Origin of the sequence: Actinotignum schaalii (assembly GCF_028864145.1) — a bacterium.
GTDB lineage: Bacteria > Actinomycetota > Actinomycetes > Actinomycetales > Actinomycetaceae > Actinotignum > Actinotignum schaalii_B.
Genome location: NZ_JARBHJ010000010.1, coordinates 35,393 through 55,220 on the forward strand (window position 1 = coordinate 35,393; position 19,828 = coordinate 55,220).

Below are 19,828 nucleotides of genomic sequence, written 5' to 3' on the forward strand. Positions count from 1 at the left end.
TCGTTCCCCTTTAAGTTCCTGGCAAAGAGCGTGGTAAGCCGCGCCGTGACATGAAAGAATAACGATATGACCTACACACTGGTATTGCTCCGCCACGGCGAGAGCGATTGGAACGCAAAGAACCTGTTCACCGGTTGGGTTGATGTGCCGCTCTCGGAGAAGGGGCGTGCGGAAGCCGCTCACGGCGGCAAGCTCCTCAAGGAGAACAACATCCTCCCCGACCTCCTCTTCACCTCGCTGCTCCGGCGCGCGATCACCACGGCGAATATCGCCCTGGATGAATGTGATCGCCACTGGATCCCGGTGCAGCGGTCCTGGCACCTGAACGAACGCCACTACGGCGCGCTGCAGGGCAAGAACAAGAAGGAAATCCGCGACGAATACGGCGAAGAGCAGTTCATGCAGTGGCGCCGCTCCTATGATGTTCCGCCGCCGGCCATTGAGCTCGGTTCGGAATGGTCGCAGGATCAGGATCCTCGCTACGCCGGTGAGCCGATCCCGCGCTCGGAATGCCTCAAGGATGTGCTCGCGCGCGCGCTGCCCTACTGGGAATCCGATATCGTTCCCGCCATCAAGACCGGCAAAACGGTCATGATCGCGGCGCACGGTAACTCGCTGCGCGGCATCGTCAAGTACCTTGATGACATCTCCGATGATGACATCGTGGGCGTGAACATCCCCACCGGCATTCCGCTGGTGTACGAGCTTGATGAGGAAACCCTCAAGCCCGTCAAGAAGGGTGGTACCTACCTCGATCCCGAAGCGCAGAAGAAGATCGCGGAAGTCGCCAACCAGGGCAAGTAATTCGCATTCTCTAGCGCTAAGTTAGAGGGCTAAGAGTCAAGCAGGGCTCCGGTTATACCGGGGCCCTGCTGCTTGTTAACCACGGGCGCGCTGTGTGGCGGGGGTTGCGGGCCCGCTGTGGGGAAGCCCGCGGGCGCCCTAGCCATACTGCTCAGGGCCATGGAAGCTCCGGGTGCCCGCCAACACGGCCCGGCTATGAACTCAGTCACGGCTTCGCGGCCGGGACTTGTCCAAGCTCGCCCCACCCCCTACCATTGAGCTGGTAATGATAACGGTTATCGTTACGGCTTATGGGCGGCTCGGCCGCTGCCTGTGAAGCGCCCGGTCACATGCCGAGCGCAGCGCCGCCAGCCGGCGGCCTGGATTCACGTATCCGGAGGTGTGTGTCCGAGCATGATGAAGCTGCTACCCGCCGTCGCGTCCATCCTCGCGATGGTCTGCCCCGCCGGTATCCCTTCCGGTGGGAGCCAGGAAGCGCTGGCGGGTAGTGTTTCGGCCGCGGGAGTGAGGACCCGCGCCGAAACTGGCGATCGGAACTCCGATGCGCCACGGGTAGTCGCCTCCACTCCGATACTCGCGGACCTCGCCCAGAACGTTCTGGGCGAGCGGGGTGAGGTGACCTCCCTTGTGCCGCCCGGGGCGGACCCGCATTCTTTTGAACCGTCACTGCGGTCATTGCGGGAACTGGCCCGGGCGGACATCGTCTTCTCCAACCAATTGCTGCTGGAAGACCAAGCGCTGCTCGCCACCATGGATGCTACCAGGCGCCCCGGCGTGAAGAACGTCGGTTTGGGTGAGGCGGCCGTCGCATACGGCGCGCGCCATATTGCACTTGTGGAGGATGCGGCGCTCAGCACTGTGTGGCTCGGTTTCCGGGCCGGTGCACCGGTTGCGCCCCAGTCGCAGGAGGGGAACGACGCCGCACCGTCCGCTTCCACCACCTCCGCTCCCATTGTTTCGCTGCGCGCGCTCTCGGTTACCGGCCCGGGCACCCTCGCCGCTTTCACCACCGGAACGTTCGGGCAGCCCAAGGTCTATATCGATTCCTCGCGTGACGAACTCGGGCACGTGGATCTTCCGGCCCAGGCCCATACCCATATGTCCTGGGCTTTTTCCGCCCCCGGTATTTACGAATTGCGCATGCGCGCCGAAGTGCAGGAAAACGGGCAGAGCCGCAGCCTCGGGGAAGGAACAGTGGTCTTTGCGGTCGGGGTGGACCCGGCCACAACCGGGCGTAGCCGCGTGATCGACGCCGGCCACGTGGATATCACCATGGCCGATAGCGGCGCCATTACCCTGCGCGGGGAAATCGAATCGGCCCGCACCACCGAGGTATCCCCGGATAGCGCGGTCATCGCGGTCCCGCACACCGTAGCCACCCATATTCCCGGTGAGCCCGCCTGGCGTTTCCTGGGGCGAGCCGGGGATACCAGCTGGGTATTGGCTCAGGCGGTTCTGGGGGAACACGTGCACGGCGATGTTGATCCGCACCTTTGGCTGGATGCCTCCAATGCCGTCGCTTACGTGGAAACCATCGCCGCCGAGCTCAGCGCCCTGGATCCCGCCGGCGCCCCGACGTACGCGGCGAATGCGCAAGCCTATATCGCCAGATTGCAGGGGCTGGATGAGTGGCTGCGCGGCGTCGTCGCCTCTATTCCAGCGCGGCAACGCAAACTCGTGACCGCGCACGATGGCTTCGGCTATCTGGCCCGCGCTTACGGCCTGGACACGGTTGGTTTCGTCACCCCGAATCCGGCGCTGGAACCCTCCGCGCGCCAGCTCGCCAATCTCACCCACACGCTCATGGACCTGCGTGTTCCCGCTGTTTTCGGGGAACCGACCACGGCGTCGCACGCCGGAGAGCTGCGGGCGGTGGCAAGCGCGGCGGGCGTGGCGGTCTGCCAGCTCTATTCTGATTCTTTCGACGGCGCTGCCACCACCTACGAAGCCATGATGATTGCCAATGGCCGCGCCCTGAAAAACTGCCTCGACCCGGGCGCACTGCCGGCCTGGCCTCCCGATTACGAGGTGCCGCGTCTGCCCCTGGCAACCGCTACCGATCAGCTTCCTGCCACCGAAACCACGAAGGACAACTCATGACTCGATTTGCCAACGTCCGCTCTGTTTGCGCACGCAGTCTCGCCGCGCTGGTTGTAGCTGCGCTCAGCTGTGCCCTGGTGCTGACGCTGCCCGCGCGCGCCTTCGCCCATCCGGACCCGGCACCCACCGCGCCTGGCTCCAGCACCGCGGTTGACCCGGCCCTCACCCAAACGGTGAGCGGGGATGAACAGCTGGCCCCGGCCGGCACCCCGGTGGAGATCAGCTCCGGTCACGTGGATATGGGCCCGCGCCTGACGGATGCCGGTTGGGATTTCCTGGTGCGCGATGATTCGGGTGCCGCGCCGGTATGGCGTTCCGTGGATGACGTGGTCTTCCGAGTGGGGGATGCAGCCCGCATGGAGGTGCCCGCCACCGACGCCTACTCCTTTATTCATGCTTCCGGCCCCGCCTACGTGATCCCGCAGCAGCAGCTCGCTGACGTGGTGTGGTTGGGCTGGAATACTCAGGATCCCGGCGTGGTCAGCCGCGTCAACGGGGATGTGGCCCTCACCTACGGCGGGCACGCCGGTGAAGGCCAATTCACCGCCTTCGTCGATTCGGGGAACTTCTCCGGACCCACCCTGCTGTGGAATTCCGAAGTGGCCACCTCGCAGCCGGTCCACGTTTCCCTCAATACCCACACCCACGCCAATTGGGTCTTCACCCAGCCCGGCGTACACCTGGTGCGCCTGACGGTATCCGCCCAGCTCACGGACGGTACCCAGGTGGAGAAAACCGTGACCTTGCGTTTCGCGGTGGGGGCGAATACTTCTGCCGACGCCGCCCGCGCGGCCCAGTGGCCCAGCGGCAGCGATGGTGCAGCTGCCACCGGCTCGGCCGCGGATAACGCCCGGGCGGGGCAATCCGGCGGCGGTCAATCCGGTACGGCGCAATCGGGCGCGAACGGTGCCCAGAACCCCGCTGGCGGCGAAGCGGAGATCCCGCTGCGCTGGGTTGTTATCGGCTGCGCCGGTGCTGTGATTCTCATTGCCGCCGGCTTTATCGGGGCGCGTGCTTCACGCCGCCGCCACCAGGCCGCCGCGCTCGCAGCCCGTACCCAGACCCGCGATAGCGCGGAAGGGGAGGAATCGTGCCGGCATTAACGGTCCGTGACCTGGCGGTTGTCCTCGGGGGAGTGCGGGTGCTCCGCGATGTCAATCTCGAGGTGGCAGCCGGTGAACTCGTTGGCCTCATCGGCCCGAACGGCGCCGGGAAAACCACCCTCATGCGCAGCATTATGGGGCTGCTCACGCCGGCAGCGGGCACGATTGAGGTGCGCGGGGAGCGGGTCCGGCCCGGCCGCCCACACCGTGCCATCGGCTACGTGCCGCAGTCGCGCGCAACCCAATGGGGTTACCCCATGAGCGTGGAAGAACTGGTGGCCACCGGCCTCGAACGCCGCGGGCTGCTCGCCCGCACCCGCCTCGGGCGGAACGCGTGGGAAAAGGTCTATGCCGCGCTCGATAGGGTCGATTTATTCGAGATGCGGCGTCGGCCCATCGGGCAGCTTTCCGGCGGGCAGCAACAGCGCATCCTCATCGCGCGCGCCCTTGTGCGCGACCCGGCCATCCTCCTCCTGGACGAGCCCTTTACCGGACTTGACCACCCCACCCAGGATTCCCTGGCCGATCTTTTCCTCTCGCTGCGCGCCGGCGGGGCCGGAATTATTATGTCCACCCACGACCTCACCCAGGCCGTCGATATTTCCACCCGGGTGGCCCTCCTCAATCGCACAATTATCGCGGCCGGTCCGCCCGCCGATATCCTCCGCGCCGACCTGTGGATGGAAACCTTCCAAGTGCGGGCTTCCTCGCCGCTGCTGCGCGTCCTCGGAATGGTGAAAGCATGAGTTTCTTCGATTTTCTAGCCGATTTATCCAATCCGGTGCTCGGCTTCCTCCCGCGCGCGCTCCTCGTTGCCATGCTCTCCGCGGTCGTGTGCGGGGCGGTGGGCGTACACGTGGTCCTGCGCGGCATGTCCTTCCTAGGAGATGCCCTCGCCCACGCCGTTTTCCCCGGTATCGTCATCGCTTTCGCGCTCCAGGGTTCCATTCTGGTGGGCGGAGCGGTCGCGGGCGGCGTCGTCGCCCTTCTTATCGCGCTCGCCTCGCAAAACCGCAACCTGCGCGAAGACTCGATCATCGGCATCTTTATGGCCGCGGCTTTCGCTTTCGGCGTGGCGCTCATCGCGCGCATCCCCGGCTATACCGGGTCCCTCGAATCTTTCCTTTTCGGTTCGCTCACCGGCGTGGATAGCTCCGACGTGCTCACGTCCGCCATCGTGGCCGCGGCCGTGCTTCTTTTCCTCGCCGTGCTCCACCCGGCGCTGCTCTCCGTGAGCGTGGACCGCGATTTCGCGCGCGCCACCGGCACCCGCGTCCTGCTTGTGGACGTGTGCCTCTACCTCACCGTGGCGCTCGCGGTGGTCATTTCCGTACAGTCCATCGGCAATATTCTGGTGCTGGCGCTGCTCGTCACCCCGGCCGCCACCGCCCGCCTGCTGACCGACCGGGTGGGCACGATGATGCTGCTCGCCCCGCTCCTCGGGTGCGCCAGCGCTTTCGTGGGGGTGTGGCTTTCCTGGGCGGCGGATATTCCGGCGGGCGCGGCTATCGTGCTGGTTACGACGGCGCTTTTCGCCCTCGTGTGGCTGAGTGTTCCGGTGCGTGGGAAACTGGTGCGGGCCCGCACCGCACGCGGTAGCGACCGCGCGTAGTACAGGCCCGTACGACGCCGCCGCGGCCAGCCGGCCGCCTGCCTAGCTGGCACGCGATCCTGGCCGGAGCGGCGGTAGTACTATATTAATCTTCCATATCCCCGGCGGAGAAACCTGCGGGGAAATCGCCACCGAGCATTTCTTCTTCGGTGCCCGGGGTGGATTCCACATCCACGCGCAAGCCGGTGACCAGGAAGTGCATGCGGCGCGCCACGGTGACCCCGTGATCCCCGTAGCGTTCCAGGAAACGGCCCAGCAGCACCACGTCCACGATTTCCTGGTGGCTCATGCCGTTATCTTCGTCGAGAACCAGCTGGAAGGACTGGCGGTGCAGATCGTCAAGAACTTCATCGCGTTCGTCAATCTCATCGGCGATGGCAAGATCCTGCTTGCGCACGAGCTCTTCCACCTGGCGGCCCACTCGCACGGCCTCATCGGCCATGCGTACGAGCAGGTCATAGCCGGGGCCGCCCACCACGCGTTCGGGGAAACGCCCGCGCGCGATATAGGCAACGTGCCGGGCCAGATCACCCATGCGCTCCAGGGTAATGGCGATGCGCATGGCAGTCACCACGGTCCGCAAATCCGAGGCAACCGGCGCCTGGCGCGCCAGCAGCGAAATAGCCATATCTTCAATCTGACGCTGCAGCTCATCAATATTTGCATCGGCATCGATAACCGATTCCGCCAGGGCCAGGTTGGCGTTCCGCAGCGAATCTGCGGCGTGTTCCATCGCCCGAGCGGCGCTGCGAGCCTGCTTGGCAAGCGTTTCCTCGAGCGTCTTCATTTCGTTGCGGAATTCTTGACGCATTAAAGCTCCTCATTTCTGTGCGCCCGCGGGCGCGTTTGTAGCGCACGGCGGCGCACCACAGGTCTTATTTCAGCAGTATGGGGTTAACACTAGCGGCATATTCCGTAAACAGTAGGTAAATAGCGGGCTTTCGGGGCCGTCGGGCGTGCCAGGCCGCGCTCGGACAGGCTAGTCTGGAACCATGGTTGAAGGAATCGCTGTGCTTGCCGCGGTCTGCGGGGGGATCGCCGTGGGCATTATCGCCTCCCTGGCTTTCGCCTATTCGCAGCGTTCGCTGCGCCCATTGCGGGTAACCGCGCCGGTAGAGCCGGTGGAGGACGCCGTGAAAGTCCTCGAGGCGATTCCGCAATTCTTTGTGCTGGTGTCCGCCCTTGACGTGGTGGAACGGGCCTCTACCCAAGCGTATAGTTTCGGGCTGGTGCGCGATGATCGCCTGGTGCGCCCGGAGTTCATCCAACTGGTGGCGCGGGTGCGCGATACCGGGGAGGTGCTCTCCCGCCCGCTCTCCATTAAACGATCCACGCTGAAAAATCAGAGCGATACCCGCCTGATGGTTTACGCCGCGCCGCTGTCCGGCGGGCGGGTGCTCGTGCTTTTCGAGGACAATACCGAGAAGCTCAAACTGGAAGAAACCCGGCGCGATTTCGTGGCGAATGTTTCCCATGAATTAAAGACCCCGGTGGGGGCAATTTCTTTGCTGGTGGAAACCCTGGAAAGCGCGGCGGATGATCCGCAAGCGGTCCGGCATTTCACCGCCCAGCTAGATACCGAAGTGGTGCGCTTGCGCGGTCTGGTGCAGGATATTATCGAGCTTTCGCGCCTCCAAGAAGGTAATGCCCTCACCACCACGGAACTTGTTGATGTGGATGCGGTGGTAGCCGAATCGGTGGCCCGCATGGATGTGGAAGCCGCTAATCGCGGGGTGAAAATTGTGAGCGGCGGGCAGCCGGGCCTCACGGTTTACGGCGATAGGCGCATGCTCGCCACCGCGGTTCGCAATCTGCTGGATAATGCGGTGCGCTATACCCGGCCGCACGGGCGGGTCTCGGTAGCAACATCGCTGGCGGATGGGCAGGTGCTTATTTCCGTCGTCGACCAAGGAGAGGGAATTGACGCGGCGCAACGCGAACGTATTTTTGAGCGTTTCTACCGCGGGGATGCGGCCCGGGATCGTAATTCCGGCGGCTCCGGGATCGGCCTCGCCATCGTCAAACATGTGGTGCAAGACCACGGCGGGCGCATCAAATTATGGAGCAAGGTAGGCCAGGGCTCCACCTTCACCATCTGCCTACCCGAACCCTATATTCCCGAGGCGGCTCCCAGCCCTGAAACTAATGCGCTTGAGCATTCGGAGAGGAAGTAACAAAACACCATGACCACGATTCTTGTTGTTGATGACGAACCTACCTACCGTGACACCCTCGCATTCAACCTGGGCCGGGACGGTTACGAGGTGGTCACCGCCGCGGATGGTACCGCGGCCCTGGAACAATTCCGGGTGGCGCGCCCCGATGTGGTGCTTCTTGACCTCATGCTTCCGGGCATGTCCGGCGAGGAAGTGTGCCGCCGGATTCGAGCCACCTCGGATGTGCCCATCATTATGCTCACCGCCAAAGATTCCGAAATCGATAAGGTGGTCGGTTTGGAGGTAGGGGCGGATGACTATGTCACCAAGCCCTATTCTTACCGGGAATTGGTGGCGCGGGTGCGGGCGGTGCTGCGCCGGGCGAGTACCGGGGCCGCGGACGACGTGGACGAAGACGTGCTGCGCGTGGGCCGGGTAGAAATGGATACCGATAAGCACGAAGTGTATGTGGGCGGAGAACTCATCAGTATGCCGCTGCGGGAATTCGAGCTGCTTGAACTCTTCTTGCGTAATCCGGATCGGGTGCTTACCCGTCCCCAGATTCTTGACCGTATCTGGGGTTTGGATTATATGGGTGATACCAAGACCCTGGATGTGCACGTCAAGCGGATTCGCTCGAAGATTGAGGTGGATCCTTCCGCGCCCACCGCGCTGGTTACGGTGCGTGGGCTCGGTTATAAGCTGGTTTCTGAATAGCGAAGCTGTGGCCCGCACCGCAGCCCTTTGTGGCTTGCAGCGCAAAAAAGATCAGAGACTACACCGTCAATGGTAAAATGTCTATCGGATATGCGCATATTGCGCGAACGCGCAGCGGAGAAAGGGTTCTGATTCAATGCCGTTCAAGGTCGGAGAAACCGTTATTTACCCGCATCACGGGGCAGCGGAAATTACTGATATTTCGGACAAGATTATCAGGGGTGAAAAGCGCACCTACCTCACGCTTAACGTCATGCAGGGCGATATGGTCATTCAGGTTCCGGCCGAATCCATCGAGGAAGTTGGGGTCCGCGATGTCTCCAACGAAGATCAGCTTGAAGTGGTGTTCCGGGTTCTGCGCGAACAGGATGTGGAAGAACCTTCCAATTGGAGCCGGCGTTTCAAGGCGAATACCGAAAAGCTCACCTCGGGAGATGTTAATAAGGTAGCCGAAGTGGTGCGTGACCTCACGCGCCGGGATACGGATCGTCACCTCTCCGCGGGGGAGAAGCGGATGCTCCAGCGCGCCCGCCAGATCCTCTGCTCGGAAATTGCCCTCGCCCGCGAATTGAGCGAAGAAGAAGCCGGTGAGCTCCTTGATGAGATCCTGGCCGAAGGTAACGAAGGCCGGGAACCCAGCTCGGAAGAAGGCGGCGCGGCGTCCACCTCATCCAACTAAAGAGCGGGGCCTCGTGCCCAGATACACGTGATTGAAGCGGCCTCGGGAATTTCCCGGGCCGCTTCATTCATGGTGGTACGACGCCGCGCCACCCTCGGCCAGTTGCGACTCAGTCCATCACCGCCGGCCAGCGCGCAGCGAACCGTAGAAGGCAGCCAGCCCCACCGCAAGCACCGCGATAATCCCGAGGATGCCGTAGTGGGCCGCGGCATCTCCGCTTACCCCGGCCAGCGCACCGAAGCTCATAATCGCAGCTGAATACAGCGCCGGGGTGAGGAAAGAAACCGCGCGGCCGGTGGTGGCGTAGAGGCCAAAAAGCTCGCCGCTATTCTCGCGGCCGGCGCGGCGCGCCAGGTAGGTACGCGAAGAACTCTGGACCGGCCCCACGAAAATGCACAGGAGGGAGCCAAAGACCCAGAAGAGGGATTTGCCGGCGTCGTGCATCAAGAACAATACGCAGCCGCACGCGATCATAAGAGTGAGCGACATGAAAATAACGCGGCGCGCGCCGATAATATCTTCCAACCACCCGAAAGCGATGGTCGCAACCCCCGCGATCACGTTCGCCGCGATGCCGAAAATCATGACTTCCCCAGGAGTGAAACCGAAAACGCGGGCCGCGAGCACCCCGCCGAAAGCGAAGACACCGGCCAGGCCGTCGCGGTAAATAGCGGAAGAAATCAGGAACCAGAACGTGGAGCGATCCGCGCGCCACAGCCGCGCGATGGAGCGGAAAATAGCTCGGTAGGCGGCGATGATGCCGCGGGATTGTTCGCCGCGCGGGGATTCATCGCGGGAGAGCACCATGAGCGGGGCGGAAAAAATCAGCGTCCACAGCGCGCAGGCGATCATGCAGACGCGAATATTCATGCCGTTCGCGCTCGTCACTCCGAACCAGCCGGTATCCGGGCTGATGAAGCCAATAAAGAGGATGAGGAGGAGCACGATGCCGCCCACGTATCCCATGCCCCAGCCGAAACCGGAGATGCGCCCCAGGGTGGCCGGTGTGGAAATATCGGTGACCATCGCGTTGTAGACCACCGAGCCAATTTCGAAAACGATATTGCCGACGGCCAGCAGCACCACCCCGAGCCACAGGTAGGAAGGCGACGGCGCCACAAAGAACAGCAGCGCCATGCACACAATGGTGACGAGGGTGGTGAGGGTGAGGAGGGAGTTTTTCTTCCCCGAACGGTCCGCCCATTGCCCCACCGCCGGGGCGATAAGTGCCACGAGCAGCCCGGCGAGTGCCAAGCCCCAGCCGATGAGCGCATTGGCCTGGTTCCCGAAGAACTTTTCGTTGGACAGATACGGGGTGAAAACGAAGGTGGTCACGACGGCGTTGAAAGCGGCCGAACCCCAGTCCCACAGCGCCCAGGGGAGAACCCGGCGGTTGAAAAGAGCGGAACGCGCGGAAGTGTTATGCATGGCTTCATCGTAGGCCAGGAGGGTAACGAGGCGTTGAACGGCGCTCGCGGGGAAGTAGTACGGGCATAGGTACGACGGCGCAGCTTCGGCCACCAGGCAGTAGCACGGCCCGGGTACACCAGCAGAGGAAGGGCGCTGCCTGGCCGGCAGGGAGCGGGTAAACTGGCTACGTGAGCTTCAAGATCTATGATTCGTCAGCCCGTGCCGTCCGGGATTTCGTTCCCCTGGAACCCGGGAAGGTCAGTGTGTACCTGTGCGGCGCTACGGTGCAGGGGTCCCCGCATATCGGGCATATTCGCTCCGCTCTGGCCTTCGATGTGCTGGTGCGGTGGCTGCGCCGCTGCGGTAATGAGGTGCGCCTGGTGCGCAATGTTACCGATATTGACGATAAGATCCTCGATAAGTCGGCGCAGGCCGGTGCCCCGTGGTGGGCATGGGCCTACCGTTTCGAAAAGGAATTCAGCGCCGCCTACCGCACCCTCGGCATCCTGGATCCCACGTATGAGCCGCGCGCTACCGGGCACATTCCCCAGATGATCACGCTTATTCAGGAGATTATCGATGCCGGCCACGCTTATGTGGGCAAGCCTGGCAATGTGTATTTCGACGTCGCATCGCTACCCGATTACGGTTCCCTCACCCGCCAAAAGCTTGAAAATATGGTGGTGGATGAGGAAGGCGGGGAAGCCGATAAGCGCAATCCGCACGATTTCGCGCTGTGGAAGGCCCCCAAGCCGGGCGAACCGGAAAGCGCGGCCTGGGATACTCCCTGGGGGCGCGGGCGGCCGGGCTGGCACCTGGAGTGCACCGCGATGTCCACCCACTACCTGGGTAAGGAATTTGATATTCACGGTGGTGGGATCGATTTGCGTTTCCCGCACCATGAAAATGAGCAGGCGCAAGCCCACGCTGCCGGGCGGAATTTCGCGCGGTACTGGATGCATAACGCCTGGGTGACCGTTAATGGCGAAAAAATAAGTAAGTCGCTGGGGAATGTCGTCTCCTTGGAGGATGTTACCGCGCAGGTATCCCCGGCGGTGGTGCGTTTCGCGCTGGGAACGGTCCACTACCGCTCCACCGTGGACTACTCGCCGCAAAACCTGGCGGAAGCCGGGGCGGTGTGGGAGCGCCTGGCCGGATTTGTGGAACGCTCGGTGGCCGCCACTGAAGAAGTACCGGCGGAAGAAATCGCGGCGGTGGGTCCGGCGGATCTACCTGAAGCATTCGTGCGGGCTCTCGATGATGATCTCAATGTCTCGAGTGGGCTGGCGGCGATCCATGAGGAGGTACGCCGCGGGAACGCCGCGCTCGCGGAGCGGGACAGCGCCGGAGTGCGCGCCGCCCAGGTGCGGGTGCGGGCCATGCTCGATGTGCTCGGGCTGGATCCCCTGGCTGCCCCCTGGCGTAATTCCAGTGGCGCTGACAAAGCAACCGCGCGGGCGCTGGGCGCCGTCGTCGATACGATGCTGGCGGAACGCGCGGCCGCGCGCGCCGCGAAAGACTGGGCTCGGGCCGATGCGCTCCGCGATGCTTTGCACGCGGCCGGCATCGCGGTGGAAGATTCGGCGGACGGCGCGCACTGGCACCTAGAAAACGCGCAAAAAACCGCCACCGCGGCGAAGGCTCCCGCCACCGGCACGGAAAAGTCCGCTACCAACGTAGAAGAATCCGCCACCGGCGCGGAAGAAAAGTAGGAGAAATATGGGAGACGGACGCACCCGGCGCCCCAAGGGCAAGAAGCGCGCCACGGTCGGCTCGGGCGGGAATAACCGCCGGCGCCTGGAAGGCAAGGGCCCCACTCCGAAAGCGGAGGAACGGGTCTACCACAAGGCCTATAAAGAAAAGCAAGTCCGCGATGCCCGCAAGGCGCAAGCCGAAGCGCGCGAACGCTCCAGCCTTAAGCTGCGCCGTGACTTGCATACCGCGGCCGGCCACGAACTGATTTGCGGGCGCAACCCGGTGCGCGAAGCGGTGCGGGCCGGCGTGCCTCTGACAAGGGTCTTTATGCAGACTTCCGCGGTGGGTGACGAGCGCCTGGCGGAGCTGGTGGCTCAGGCTACCGCGTTGGGTGCCCCGCTGGTGGAGGTTTCCCACGGGGAGCTCGACCGGATGACGGAGAACGCCGTGCACCAGGGCGTGGCTATTGAAGTGCCGCCCTATGAGTACGCGGATGCCATTGAGGAAGCACGCGCGGCCCTGGAGCGCCACGAAGCGGGCGGGCCGCTCCCACTTTTCGTGGCTCTCGATTCGGTAACCGACCCGCATAATCTGGGGGCGGTGCTGCGCAGCGCGGCGGCTTTCAACGCGGATGCGGTCATCGTGCCGGAGCGCCGCGCGGCCGGCGTGAATGCCACGGTGTGGAAGGTATCGGCCGGGGCGGTGTCGATTGTACCGACGGCGCGGGTAACGAACCTGGCGTCCACGCTCGACGAACTGAAGAAAATGGGATATTTCGTGGTCGGTTTGGACGGCGGCGGCTCCACCACGGTGGAGAACCTCAGCTTGGCCGATACCCCGCTGGTGCTGGTGACCGGTTCGGAAGGGCGCGGGTTGGCGCGGCTCATTCGTGATAAATGCGATGCGATTGCCTCAATTCCGATCGCTGCGCGCATGGAGTCGCTCAACGCCGCGGTCGCCACGGGAATTTCGCTCTACCAGGTTGATCGGATCCGGGCAAGGATGAACGGAGGGGACAATGTATCAGTGGAGGCCGGTTCGCGGTGAGGTGCAGCGGCTCGACCAGAGCCTGACCAGCCCCGCCCAGCTTGAAGATTTCTTCGCGCGCGAAGGCGTGGTGGTTCGCGGGGATCACGACGGCGATATTTTCCGTTTTGAGATTGCGGTGACCGGCAAGCGGCGCCGTGTGGCCACGATCCGGAGCGTCCTGGAGGCGGCCGAAGCGGAAGGTGACACCGCGGATCCCGGCGCTTCCGGTGCTGCGGGTGTGCCCGGCGTTCCTACGTCCGGTGCGCAGTCTGGAACGCGGTCTGGAGCGGATGAGGCAGACGCGGAGGGCGCAGAGCATCCCGGGAACGAGCGTTCCGGAACGGGTGTGGATATTGGGAACACACAGGAGGAACCCGGTATCGTTCCCGGCCTCAACCTCGTGGATTTCGCCCAAAAAATGGATCACGAACTGCGCAAAATCCACATTGAAGTGGATGGTTACGTGGTGTACCCGAATATTGATTTGGGTGAAGTGGATGTCACGGAAGCTGATCTCGCGTACGCGGACGCGCATTTTCATAACGACGACGCCGCCGCTCCCGCGGCGGATCCGGTCGCGAGCGAAGTTGGCGGGGATGCGCCGGTCTCTGATTCCCCGCTGCTGCCCGGTGGCGAAGGAAAAATACCGACCATGCACAACGGGCCTATGGTGGCGATTTCGGATGTGCCTTTTGCGCGGGTGCCGGGTCTGGCGGCGCGGATCAAAAAACCGGTGGCTGTTTTCGAGCATGGGAACGCCAATGTTATGGTGGCCGATGTGCCCCTGGCCCGCGACGCAGAGATCGGGCGGCGGCCCGAATTCGTGATCGTGCTCTCCACTGCCGGGGCGGCGCCGAGCTGGCGCAACCCGGTCTTGGTCATCCGGCAGAACTCCGGTATTACCTATTGGAAATGGCTCGATACTCTCCAGGACCTCCCGCACGTGGAAGCCGATAGCGCAGCTGCGGCTTTCTCCCGGGAAGAGCTGGGAGCGGGTGCGCGGGTGCGGCGTATCCTTGATGATTTCCCGGAGGTAGATGCCGGGGATCTGACCGAGGCACTGACCGCCCCGGTATCCGAAGCAGTGCCGCGTTTCCTCGAGGTGCTAGGCCTGCCGGCAGCTGTGGGCGAAGTATTACGTGGCGAGCGGGAAGCCGCGGATATTCCGGAGGCTACCGTTTTCACGCCGCAGGCTTTCCCGGAGCGCATGAAAGCATCCCTGGCGTATGAGGTATCCGGCTACGGTTCCGCCCCGGCTGGGATGTGGAAAGTATATCGGCGTCTCTACCTGGATCATCCACGGCTGTTGGAGATTATTTCTTCCGCTCAGGCCGGCCTGGGCTTGGCGATGGTTATCGCCGGAGCGCGGCGCTGGAATAAACGCGGGTATCGCGCGCTGACCATTGCGGGTGGGGCCCTGGGCGCTAATGCCCTGGTGCGCATTCTTACCACCCAATGGCTTAACGCTGCCCTGGAGGCCGAAGGCCTCAACCCGGGTGCTGCCACACAACCATTCGCACCGGCCGAGGAGGATACCCATGAGTGAGAACACCCAGGGGGAAGGCTTCCTCGAAGCTTTTTGGGCCCGTGCGGTCACCCGCGGGAAAATCAACCCGCTCGAGGTCATCACGGGTGGCGAATCGATTTCCGCTTTCCGGCCCCCGGCATTTAGTTTCGGCCTCAGCTCCGAAGAGGCCACCGAGATTGCCGAACTCATTGTGGCGGGGAGGAAAACTGCGACGTCGAGCTGGGCGGATAGTTACCGCGCCGAAGATGTGCCACTTCCCGAAAAAGGCGATTTAGCGATCGTGCTGGATGGGGCGGAGCGCCCGCGTGCCCTTATTCGCACCGATAGCGTGGAGGTCATGCCCTTCGCGGAGGTGGACACAGATATCGCGCGGGCCGAAGGTGAAGGGGATGGCAGTTTGGAGAGCTGGCGGGCTACCCACGCGGAGTTTTTCCGAGCGGAAGCGGCAGCTGCCGGGCTGAAATTTAATCCGGCAGGTGATGTCGTAGTCGAACGCTTTACCGTGCTGTACTCAGACCGCGATGATCACCTCGGGCCGGGCGCGGTGGCTGGAAAGTAGCCGGTTGCACGCAGCTAGGCTAGCGCCAGGCACAAACTGGCCGGGAACCGTGGGTGGCTAAAGCTTGCCGCCTACTTCCGTGCCTCGCTGACCGGTACGCAACTGTCCGGGGAAGTGAGTTGTCCGTCGGTAAGCTGGGCAGCGGCATCTTCTGGGCTGCGCAGCGCATCGAATTTCTCCCCCAGGATCACTGTGACCGTTTGGCCTGTGGTGTCATTAGAAAATCCCACCACCGAATCGGGAATGTACGTGGCTAAGGTGTAGGCAGCAGCCAGCCCATCGGGTCCGGCCTGCACAATAGCACCGTATTTATCCACACCGGCTGGCCAGTTCGCCGTCGTTCCTACGGTGACCCCCATTTCCGCGAGGTTATGCGCAACTTCCGCCGCGAGTCCGCTCGAGGATGTGGAGTTATACACATTCGCGTTAATTTTCGAGAGCTCCAGCGGCGCGGTGGGGGCGCTCAGGCAGGGAATGGTGACTTCATCGGGATCCGGATCGGCGGCGAATTCCTTATTGATCGGGGAAGGAATAATGCCGAGCCAGATGAGCAGGCAGAGGGCAAAAACAATCGCGAGCGCCCCGGACACGATGCTGAACACCACGGTCTGGCGCTGCTGGATCTTACGACGGTAGGCCTCGCGGGGCCCAAGATGCTGCTGGGTCACGGGTTTAACGCTAGTTCACCGGCCCCAAAAAAGCAGCTGCGCGCGCTGGGAGATAGCCCGCATTGCCGTGCGCGTGAGTGTGTTTGCGCAGGTGCTGGCATGGCAGCCGGCGGCCTAGGTGCGTGGGTTGCTCGTGTGTATGCTCATGCAGGCATTGTGACACATCCCATCTCCCCTCGTTTAGGTAGTGTTTACCTAGTTTTTGAGCGGTAGCGGCGTCGTCGCCCCTGTGAAGCGAGTCGCGCGGGACTTGCAGCGACCGCAAAAAGCCATACACTAATTCAGGTTCAAACGAGTGTGGGCGGGCCGGTCGCCACGCGGTACCCCGGTCGCCACTGCGAGATTGCGAACCCATTCCTTCTGATGTGCGGGTAAGCCCGCGCGAAGAGCAACGAGGAGAGCATTCATGGCACAAGTATGGAAACTTCACGGCGACGGTGTGCGCATCGCGCCGGGTGAGGTGGTTCAACCGGACGAACGGCTGGGGTGGCCAGCCACAATCGGCATTGGAATGCAGCACGTTGTTGCAATGTTTGGCGCAACGTTCCTCGTTCCCCTACTAACGGGTTTCGATCCTTCGACGACATTGTTCTTCACGGGATGCGGAACCCTTCTTTTTATCCTTATTACCGCCGGAAAATTGCCCAGTTACCTGGGCTCTTCTTTTGCCCTCATTGCGCCCATCGGTGCGGTGACCGGTTACACCCAGGGCGGCGGTCCCATTGATTCGCACGGGATGGCGCTCGCCCAGGGTGGCATTATTTCGACAGGTGCGGCCCTGCTGGTAGTCGGCCTCATTGTGATGGTCTTCGGTGCGGGGTGGATCGATAAGCTCATGCCCCCGGTGGTGACTGGCACGATCGTGGCACTCATCGGCTTCAACCTGGCTCCCGCTGCCTGGAATAACGTCAAGGCCGCGCCGGTGACCGCGGTGGTGACCATCGTGGCGGTGCTCGCGGTGACGGTTCTCTTCAAGGGCATTATCGGGCGTCTCTCCATCCTCATCGGCGTCATTATCGGTTATGTATGCGCCTGCATCCGCGGGGAAGTGGACTTCAGCGCGATTGGCGATGCTAGCTGGGTGGGTGTCCCCACTTTCCACGCCCCGGCTTTCGATGTGTCCACCCTCGGGCTGTTCGTCCCGGTGGTGCTGGTGCTGATTGCGGAGAACGTGGGTCACGTGAAGTCGGTGTCTGCGATGACCGGCCGCAATCTGGACGGGGTAACCGGCCGGGCGCTGTTCGCTGACGGCCTGTCGACCGTTTTCGCCGGTGCGGGCGGGGGCTCGGGTACCACGACGTACGCGGAAAACATCGGAGTGATGGCCGCGACTCGCGTCTACTCCACCGCGGCCTACATTGTGGCGGCAGTGAGCGCCTTGCTGCTGTCCATGTTCCCGAAGTTCGGCGTGGTCGTTGCAACGATTCCTCCCGGGGTGCTGGGTGGCGCGGCCACAATCCTCTACGGCATGATCGGGATGCTTGGGGTGCGTATCTGGGTGCAGAACCGCGTGGACTTCTCCGATCCGGTCAATCTCAATACCGCCGCGGTGGCGATGGTGGTTGCGATTGCGAACTACACCTGGGCGGTGGGGGATATGGTCTTCGAAGGAATCGCGCTCGGTTCCTTCGGTGCCATTATTATCTACCACTGCATGCGCGCGGTTTCGCGCCTGCGCGGTACGTCCCTCGAACCGGCGACGCCGGCCTCGGCCCCCGCGGGTGCGGAGCTTGCGGAAGGTCACCTGGAACGGTCCTGGGATGTTCAGCCCGATGGGAAGCTGGCGCGCACGCCGGCGAGCCAGCGGGTGCAGAGCACACCGGAGCTTGCAGAGCTTGCGGAGCACGCGGGCGGTGCCGCAGGTGCGGATAACGTGAGCGGCGCGGACGTTTCGCGCGATGCTTTGCGCGGTGCGGAGGGCACGCACGCTAGCAACTAGCGGCATCTTCTAGTACGACGGCGCAGCTAGGCGGCCCGGACTTTCGCTCACGATGTGGCGAGCCGGGGCGGCGGTTGGGCCGGCCTCAAAAAATAAATGGATGCACGCGGGGCGGGAAGCTGAAGAAGCTTCCCGCCCCGCGGTGGTTATGGGATAAGCATCGCACAACACGCTACTCAAAGCGTGGGTGCCCGGTGGTATTTCGTGGCTCCTAGGCTGTTTGTAGAATCTTGGAAATACGCCCGGGTGAAAGCTCCATAATCTCTGCAACTTCACGGACGGTCATACCCGAAGATCGCAAGCTGGCAGCGGCTTCTCGCGTAGCTTGCGATGCACGTGCCTGAAGTTCGTGAGCTTGCCGGGATAGTTTCTTGGCCTGGGCAATAGTTTCAGCGGTTGAGCCAACGTCTATGACTAAATCGAATCCGTGGTTTTCAATATTAAGAAGATTGAGCGCATCGGCGACGATATCGCTAATTTCGTCGAGTCTACGGGCTTGGGAATGGTAAATTTCCCCGTTTACTGTAAGTTCGAGCCCCCACCATCCGTGGTCGCGGAAGGCTCTCACGTGCGTCCTGCTCATAGCCCTAGTCCTTTCCTGAACTTACGGATTGTGGCCTTTGCGGTTTCCTCTGGAATGTCGCGGTGGCGCCCCACGATGTCGCTTACATTGCCGATGGTAACGCGCGTGTGGCGAGTGCCTTCGGTGGTTACGAGCGTATGGCCGGTCTGTTTCGCGATTTTCTTGAGCTCGTTCAAGAGGCGGGCCCGTTTCATAACGGATAGTTTACCCCTGTGAACATGCTTCGTCTATAGGGGTAAACGGATTGGGTTTTTCCTTCCGACTCTTACCGGAGTTGTGGCACCTGGCAAGTTCGCCGGCCTTGGTTTTCGTTCGCATGGTTCCCTCGGATTTCTTCCAAACGCGGTTGGACATTCCTACTGTGCCAATGGCTGTTAATTTGTGTACGAGAGGTGTGAGGATTTCCAAGTCGTGCTGTGCGGGAAGTGCTGTAGTCTCAAGATGCTCAGCAGTCACACGTGTCTCGGCGGGGGTGCTATGTCTTTTCGGAGCTGTGCTGCATTTGTTGTACGCGCGCAGTACATCTCGGAAAAACAACCCTTGCCCTGCTGGCGGCCGGGAAGATCGGGATGTTTAGAACCTTGGCCTGTTAGTGTTTAGTGGCTAAATTCGTAGGTGTGAAGGTGGGAGAAATCAACAAACGCATCGAAATGTTAGTGACGGTTGAAAAGTAACTCGCACCAATGCTCGGGGAAAGGGGGGCTCACAAAATGGAAACCTACCGTATGACTGTAACCGGGGAGGAGGGTGACTGGTTTGGTCAAGGGGTTGAATATCCCGAAGCTCTCGACTTTGCTCCCACCCTCAAAAAACTCTGCAAGGGAATGACCGACGCGATCATCCTTGCCGCAGACCTACCAGACGACGCCACATTCAACATCCAGCTAGAAGCCGGCGAAGGCTTAAGTTCGGAAATTGGAACGGCATTCGCAATCGCTAAGAAGCGGCTCGAACTCCAAACTGAACAGGCCCGTCTGCAAGAAGCAACCTTGCGTTCGATTCATGCTTTGCGGGAGGAAGGATACTCTACGCGGGAGATCGCGTCGGCTCTCGGTATTACTGCGGGGCGCGTCAGCCAGCTTGCTGCTTAGCTTTGGGGGTACTGCTTTGTACCCCGAACGGGTACCCCTGAATGGGGTAAATAGACAGAAATGGTTGCTAATACCCGGACTTTCCCTTGCTATACCAACAGAAAGTCCGGGTTATTGAGCTTTTCGACCTCAATAACCTTGCATGCTTGACAAAC

19 protein-coding genes are annotated in these 19,828 nt (G+C 62.3%); 14 read left to right on the forward strand and 5 right to left on the reverse strand.

All coding sequences use genetic code 11. From position 1 onward, the window contains the following. Positions 1-66 precede the first annotated feature (66 nt). The 5 genes from PWJ82_RS03355 (at position 67) to PWJ82_RS03375 (ending at position 5,619) form a co-directional block, all read left to right on the forward strand. Complete coding sequence (locus PWJ82_RS03355; protein WP_016443345.1) at positions 67-804, forward strand: phosphoglyceromutase; 738 nt, start codon at positions 67-69, stop codon at positions 802-804. A gap of 393 nt (positions 805-1,197) precedes the next feature. Further along, on the forward strand, positions 1,198-2,904 hold the full coding sequence (locus PWJ82_RS03360) for an anchored repeat ABC transporter, substrate-binding protein (protein ID WP_274735329.1): 1,707 nt from the start codon (positions 1,198-1,200) through the stop codon (positions 2,902-2,904). Further along, positions 2,901-4,007, forward strand: a complete 1,107-nt coding sequence (locus PWJ82_RS03365; protein WP_016443347.1) for a choice-of-anchor M domain-containing protein — start codon at positions 2,901-2,903, stop codon at positions 4,005-4,007. The genes PWJ82_RS03360 and PWJ82_RS03365 overlap by 4 nt, the downstream gene beginning before the upstream one ends. Next, entirely contained in the window at positions 3,995-4,753 is a 759-nt protein-coding gene (locus PWJ82_RS03370) for an anchored repeat-type ABC transporter ATP-binding subunit (protein WP_016443348.1), read from the forward strand. The genes PWJ82_RS03365 and PWJ82_RS03370 overlap by 13 nt, the downstream gene beginning before the upstream one ends. Continuing rightward, positions 4,750-5,619, forward strand: coding sequence for an anchored repeat-type ABC transporter permease subunit (locus PWJ82_RS03375; protein WP_016443349.1), 870 nt, complete (start codon positions 4,750-4,752; stop codon positions 5,617-5,619). Before PWJ82_RS03370 ends, PWJ82_RS03375 begins: the two co-directional genes overlap by 4 nt. Before the next feature lie 85 nt (positions 5,620-5,704). Here PWJ82_RS03375 and phoU read toward each other — a convergent pair whose 3' ends face one another. Beyond that, on the reverse strand, positions 5,705-6,430 hold the full coding sequence (phoU, locus tag PWJ82_RS03380) for a phosphate signaling complex protein PhoU (protein WP_016443350.1): 726 nt from the start codon (positions 6,428-6,430) through the stop codon (positions 5,705-5,707). A 181-nt stretch (positions 6,431-6,611) separates the two neighbouring features. Here phoU and PWJ82_RS03385 point away from each other — a divergent pair, with 181 nt between their 5' ends. From PWJ82_RS03385 to PWJ82_RS03395, 3 genes are all read left to right on the forward strand, one after another. Next, complete coding sequence (locus PWJ82_RS03385) at positions 6,612-7,793, forward strand: sensor histidine kinase (RefSeq protein WP_274735330.1); 1,182 nt, start codon at positions 6,612-6,614, stop codon at positions 7,791-7,793. A gap of 9 nt (positions 7,794-7,802) precedes the next feature. Further along, a complete protein-coding gene (locus PWJ82_RS03390) occupies positions 7,803-8,492 on the forward strand; it encodes a response regulator transcription factor (RefSeq protein WP_016443352.1) in 690 nt (229 codons plus the stop codon). Between the two features lie 136 nt (positions 8,493-8,628). Next, positions 8,629-9,171: a CarD family transcriptional regulator gene (locus PWJ82_RS03395; RefSeq protein ID WP_274733343.1), complete on the forward strand. Its 543-nt coding sequence runs from the start codon at positions 8,629-8,631 to the stop codon at positions 9,169-9,171. A gap of 117 nt (positions 9,172-9,288) precedes the next feature. On the opposite strand, the gene PWJ82_RS03400 is transcribed toward PWJ82_RS03395, so the two are convergent. Then, positions 9,289-10,599, reverse strand: a complete 1,311-nt coding sequence (locus PWJ82_RS03400; RefSeq protein WP_274735332.1) for an MFS transporter — start codon at positions 10,597-10,599, stop codon at positions 9,289-9,291. Positions 10,600-10,769: 170 nt separating this feature from the next. On the opposite strand from PWJ82_RS03400, the gene cysS reads away from it, so the two are divergent. Genes cysS through PWJ82_RS03420 form a run of 4 tightly spaced genes read left to right on the forward strand, consistent with a single transcriptional unit; the run spans position 10,770 to position 15,392 of the window. Next, positions 10,770-12,293, forward strand: a complete 1,524-nt coding sequence (cysS, locus tag PWJ82_RS03405) for a cysteine--tRNA ligase (RefSeq protein ID WP_016443355.1) — start codon at positions 10,770-10,772, stop codon at positions 12,291-12,293. Positions 12,294-12,300: 7 nt separating this feature from the next. Further along, on the forward strand, positions 12,301-13,323 hold the full coding sequence (rlmB, locus tag PWJ82_RS03410; RefSeq protein WP_016443356.1) for a 23S rRNA (guanosine(2251)-2'-O)-methyltransferase RlmB: 1,023 nt from the start codon (positions 12,301-12,303) through the stop codon (positions 13,321-13,323). Then, positions 13,295-14,851 carry a hypothetical protein gene (locus PWJ82_RS03415; RefSeq protein ID WP_274735334.1) on the forward strand — a complete coding sequence of 519 codons (1,557 nt, stop codon included), beginning with the start codon at positions 13,295-13,297 and terminating at the stop codon, positions 14,849-14,851. The genes rlmB and PWJ82_RS03415 overlap by 29 nt, the downstream gene beginning before the upstream one ends. Continuing rightward, positions 14,844-15,392: an ASCH domain-containing protein gene (locus PWJ82_RS03420; protein WP_274735335.1), complete on the forward strand. Its 549-nt coding sequence runs from the start codon at positions 14,844-14,846 to the stop codon at positions 15,390-15,392. The genes PWJ82_RS03415 and PWJ82_RS03420 overlap by 8 nt, the downstream gene beginning before the upstream one ends. A 71-nt stretch (positions 15,393-15,463) precedes the next feature. Here the strand turns inward: PWJ82_RS03420 and PWJ82_RS03425 are convergent, their stop codons facing one another. After that, entirely contained in the window at positions 15,464-16,060 is a 597-nt protein-coding gene (locus PWJ82_RS03425; RefSeq protein ID WP_016443359.1) for a LytR C-terminal domain-containing protein, read from the reverse strand. 406 nt (positions 16,061-16,466) lie between these two features. Here PWJ82_RS03425 and PWJ82_RS03430 point away from each other — a divergent pair, with 406 nt between their 5' ends. Next, on the forward strand, positions 16,467-17,999 hold the full coding sequence (locus PWJ82_RS03430; protein WP_274735337.1) for a uracil-xanthine permease family protein: 1,533 nt from the start codon (positions 16,467-16,469) through the stop codon (positions 17,997-17,999). Between the two features lie 211 nt (positions 18,000-18,210). Here PWJ82_RS03430 and PWJ82_RS03435 read toward each other — a convergent pair whose 3' ends face one another. Then, positions 18,211-18,582, reverse strand: coding sequence for a hypothetical protein (locus PWJ82_RS03435; protein WP_016443361.1), 372 nt, complete (start codon positions 18,580-18,582; stop codon positions 18,211-18,213). Next, positions 18,579-18,776, reverse strand: a complete 198-nt coding sequence (locus PWJ82_RS03440; protein ID WP_016443362.1) for a hypothetical protein — start codon at positions 18,774-18,776, stop codon at positions 18,579-18,581. The genes PWJ82_RS03435 and PWJ82_RS03440 overlap by 4 nt, the downstream gene beginning before the upstream one ends. 516 nt (positions 18,777-19,292) lie before the next feature. On the opposite strand from PWJ82_RS03440, the gene PWJ82_RS03445 reads away from it, so the two are divergent. Beyond that, positions 19,293-19,673 carry a hypothetical protein gene (locus PWJ82_RS03445; RefSeq protein WP_274735339.1) on the forward strand — a complete coding sequence of 127 codons (381 nt, stop codon included), beginning with the start codon at positions 19,293-19,295 and terminating at the stop codon, positions 19,671-19,673. The last annotated feature ends 155 nt before the right edge of the window (positions 19,674-19,828 follow it).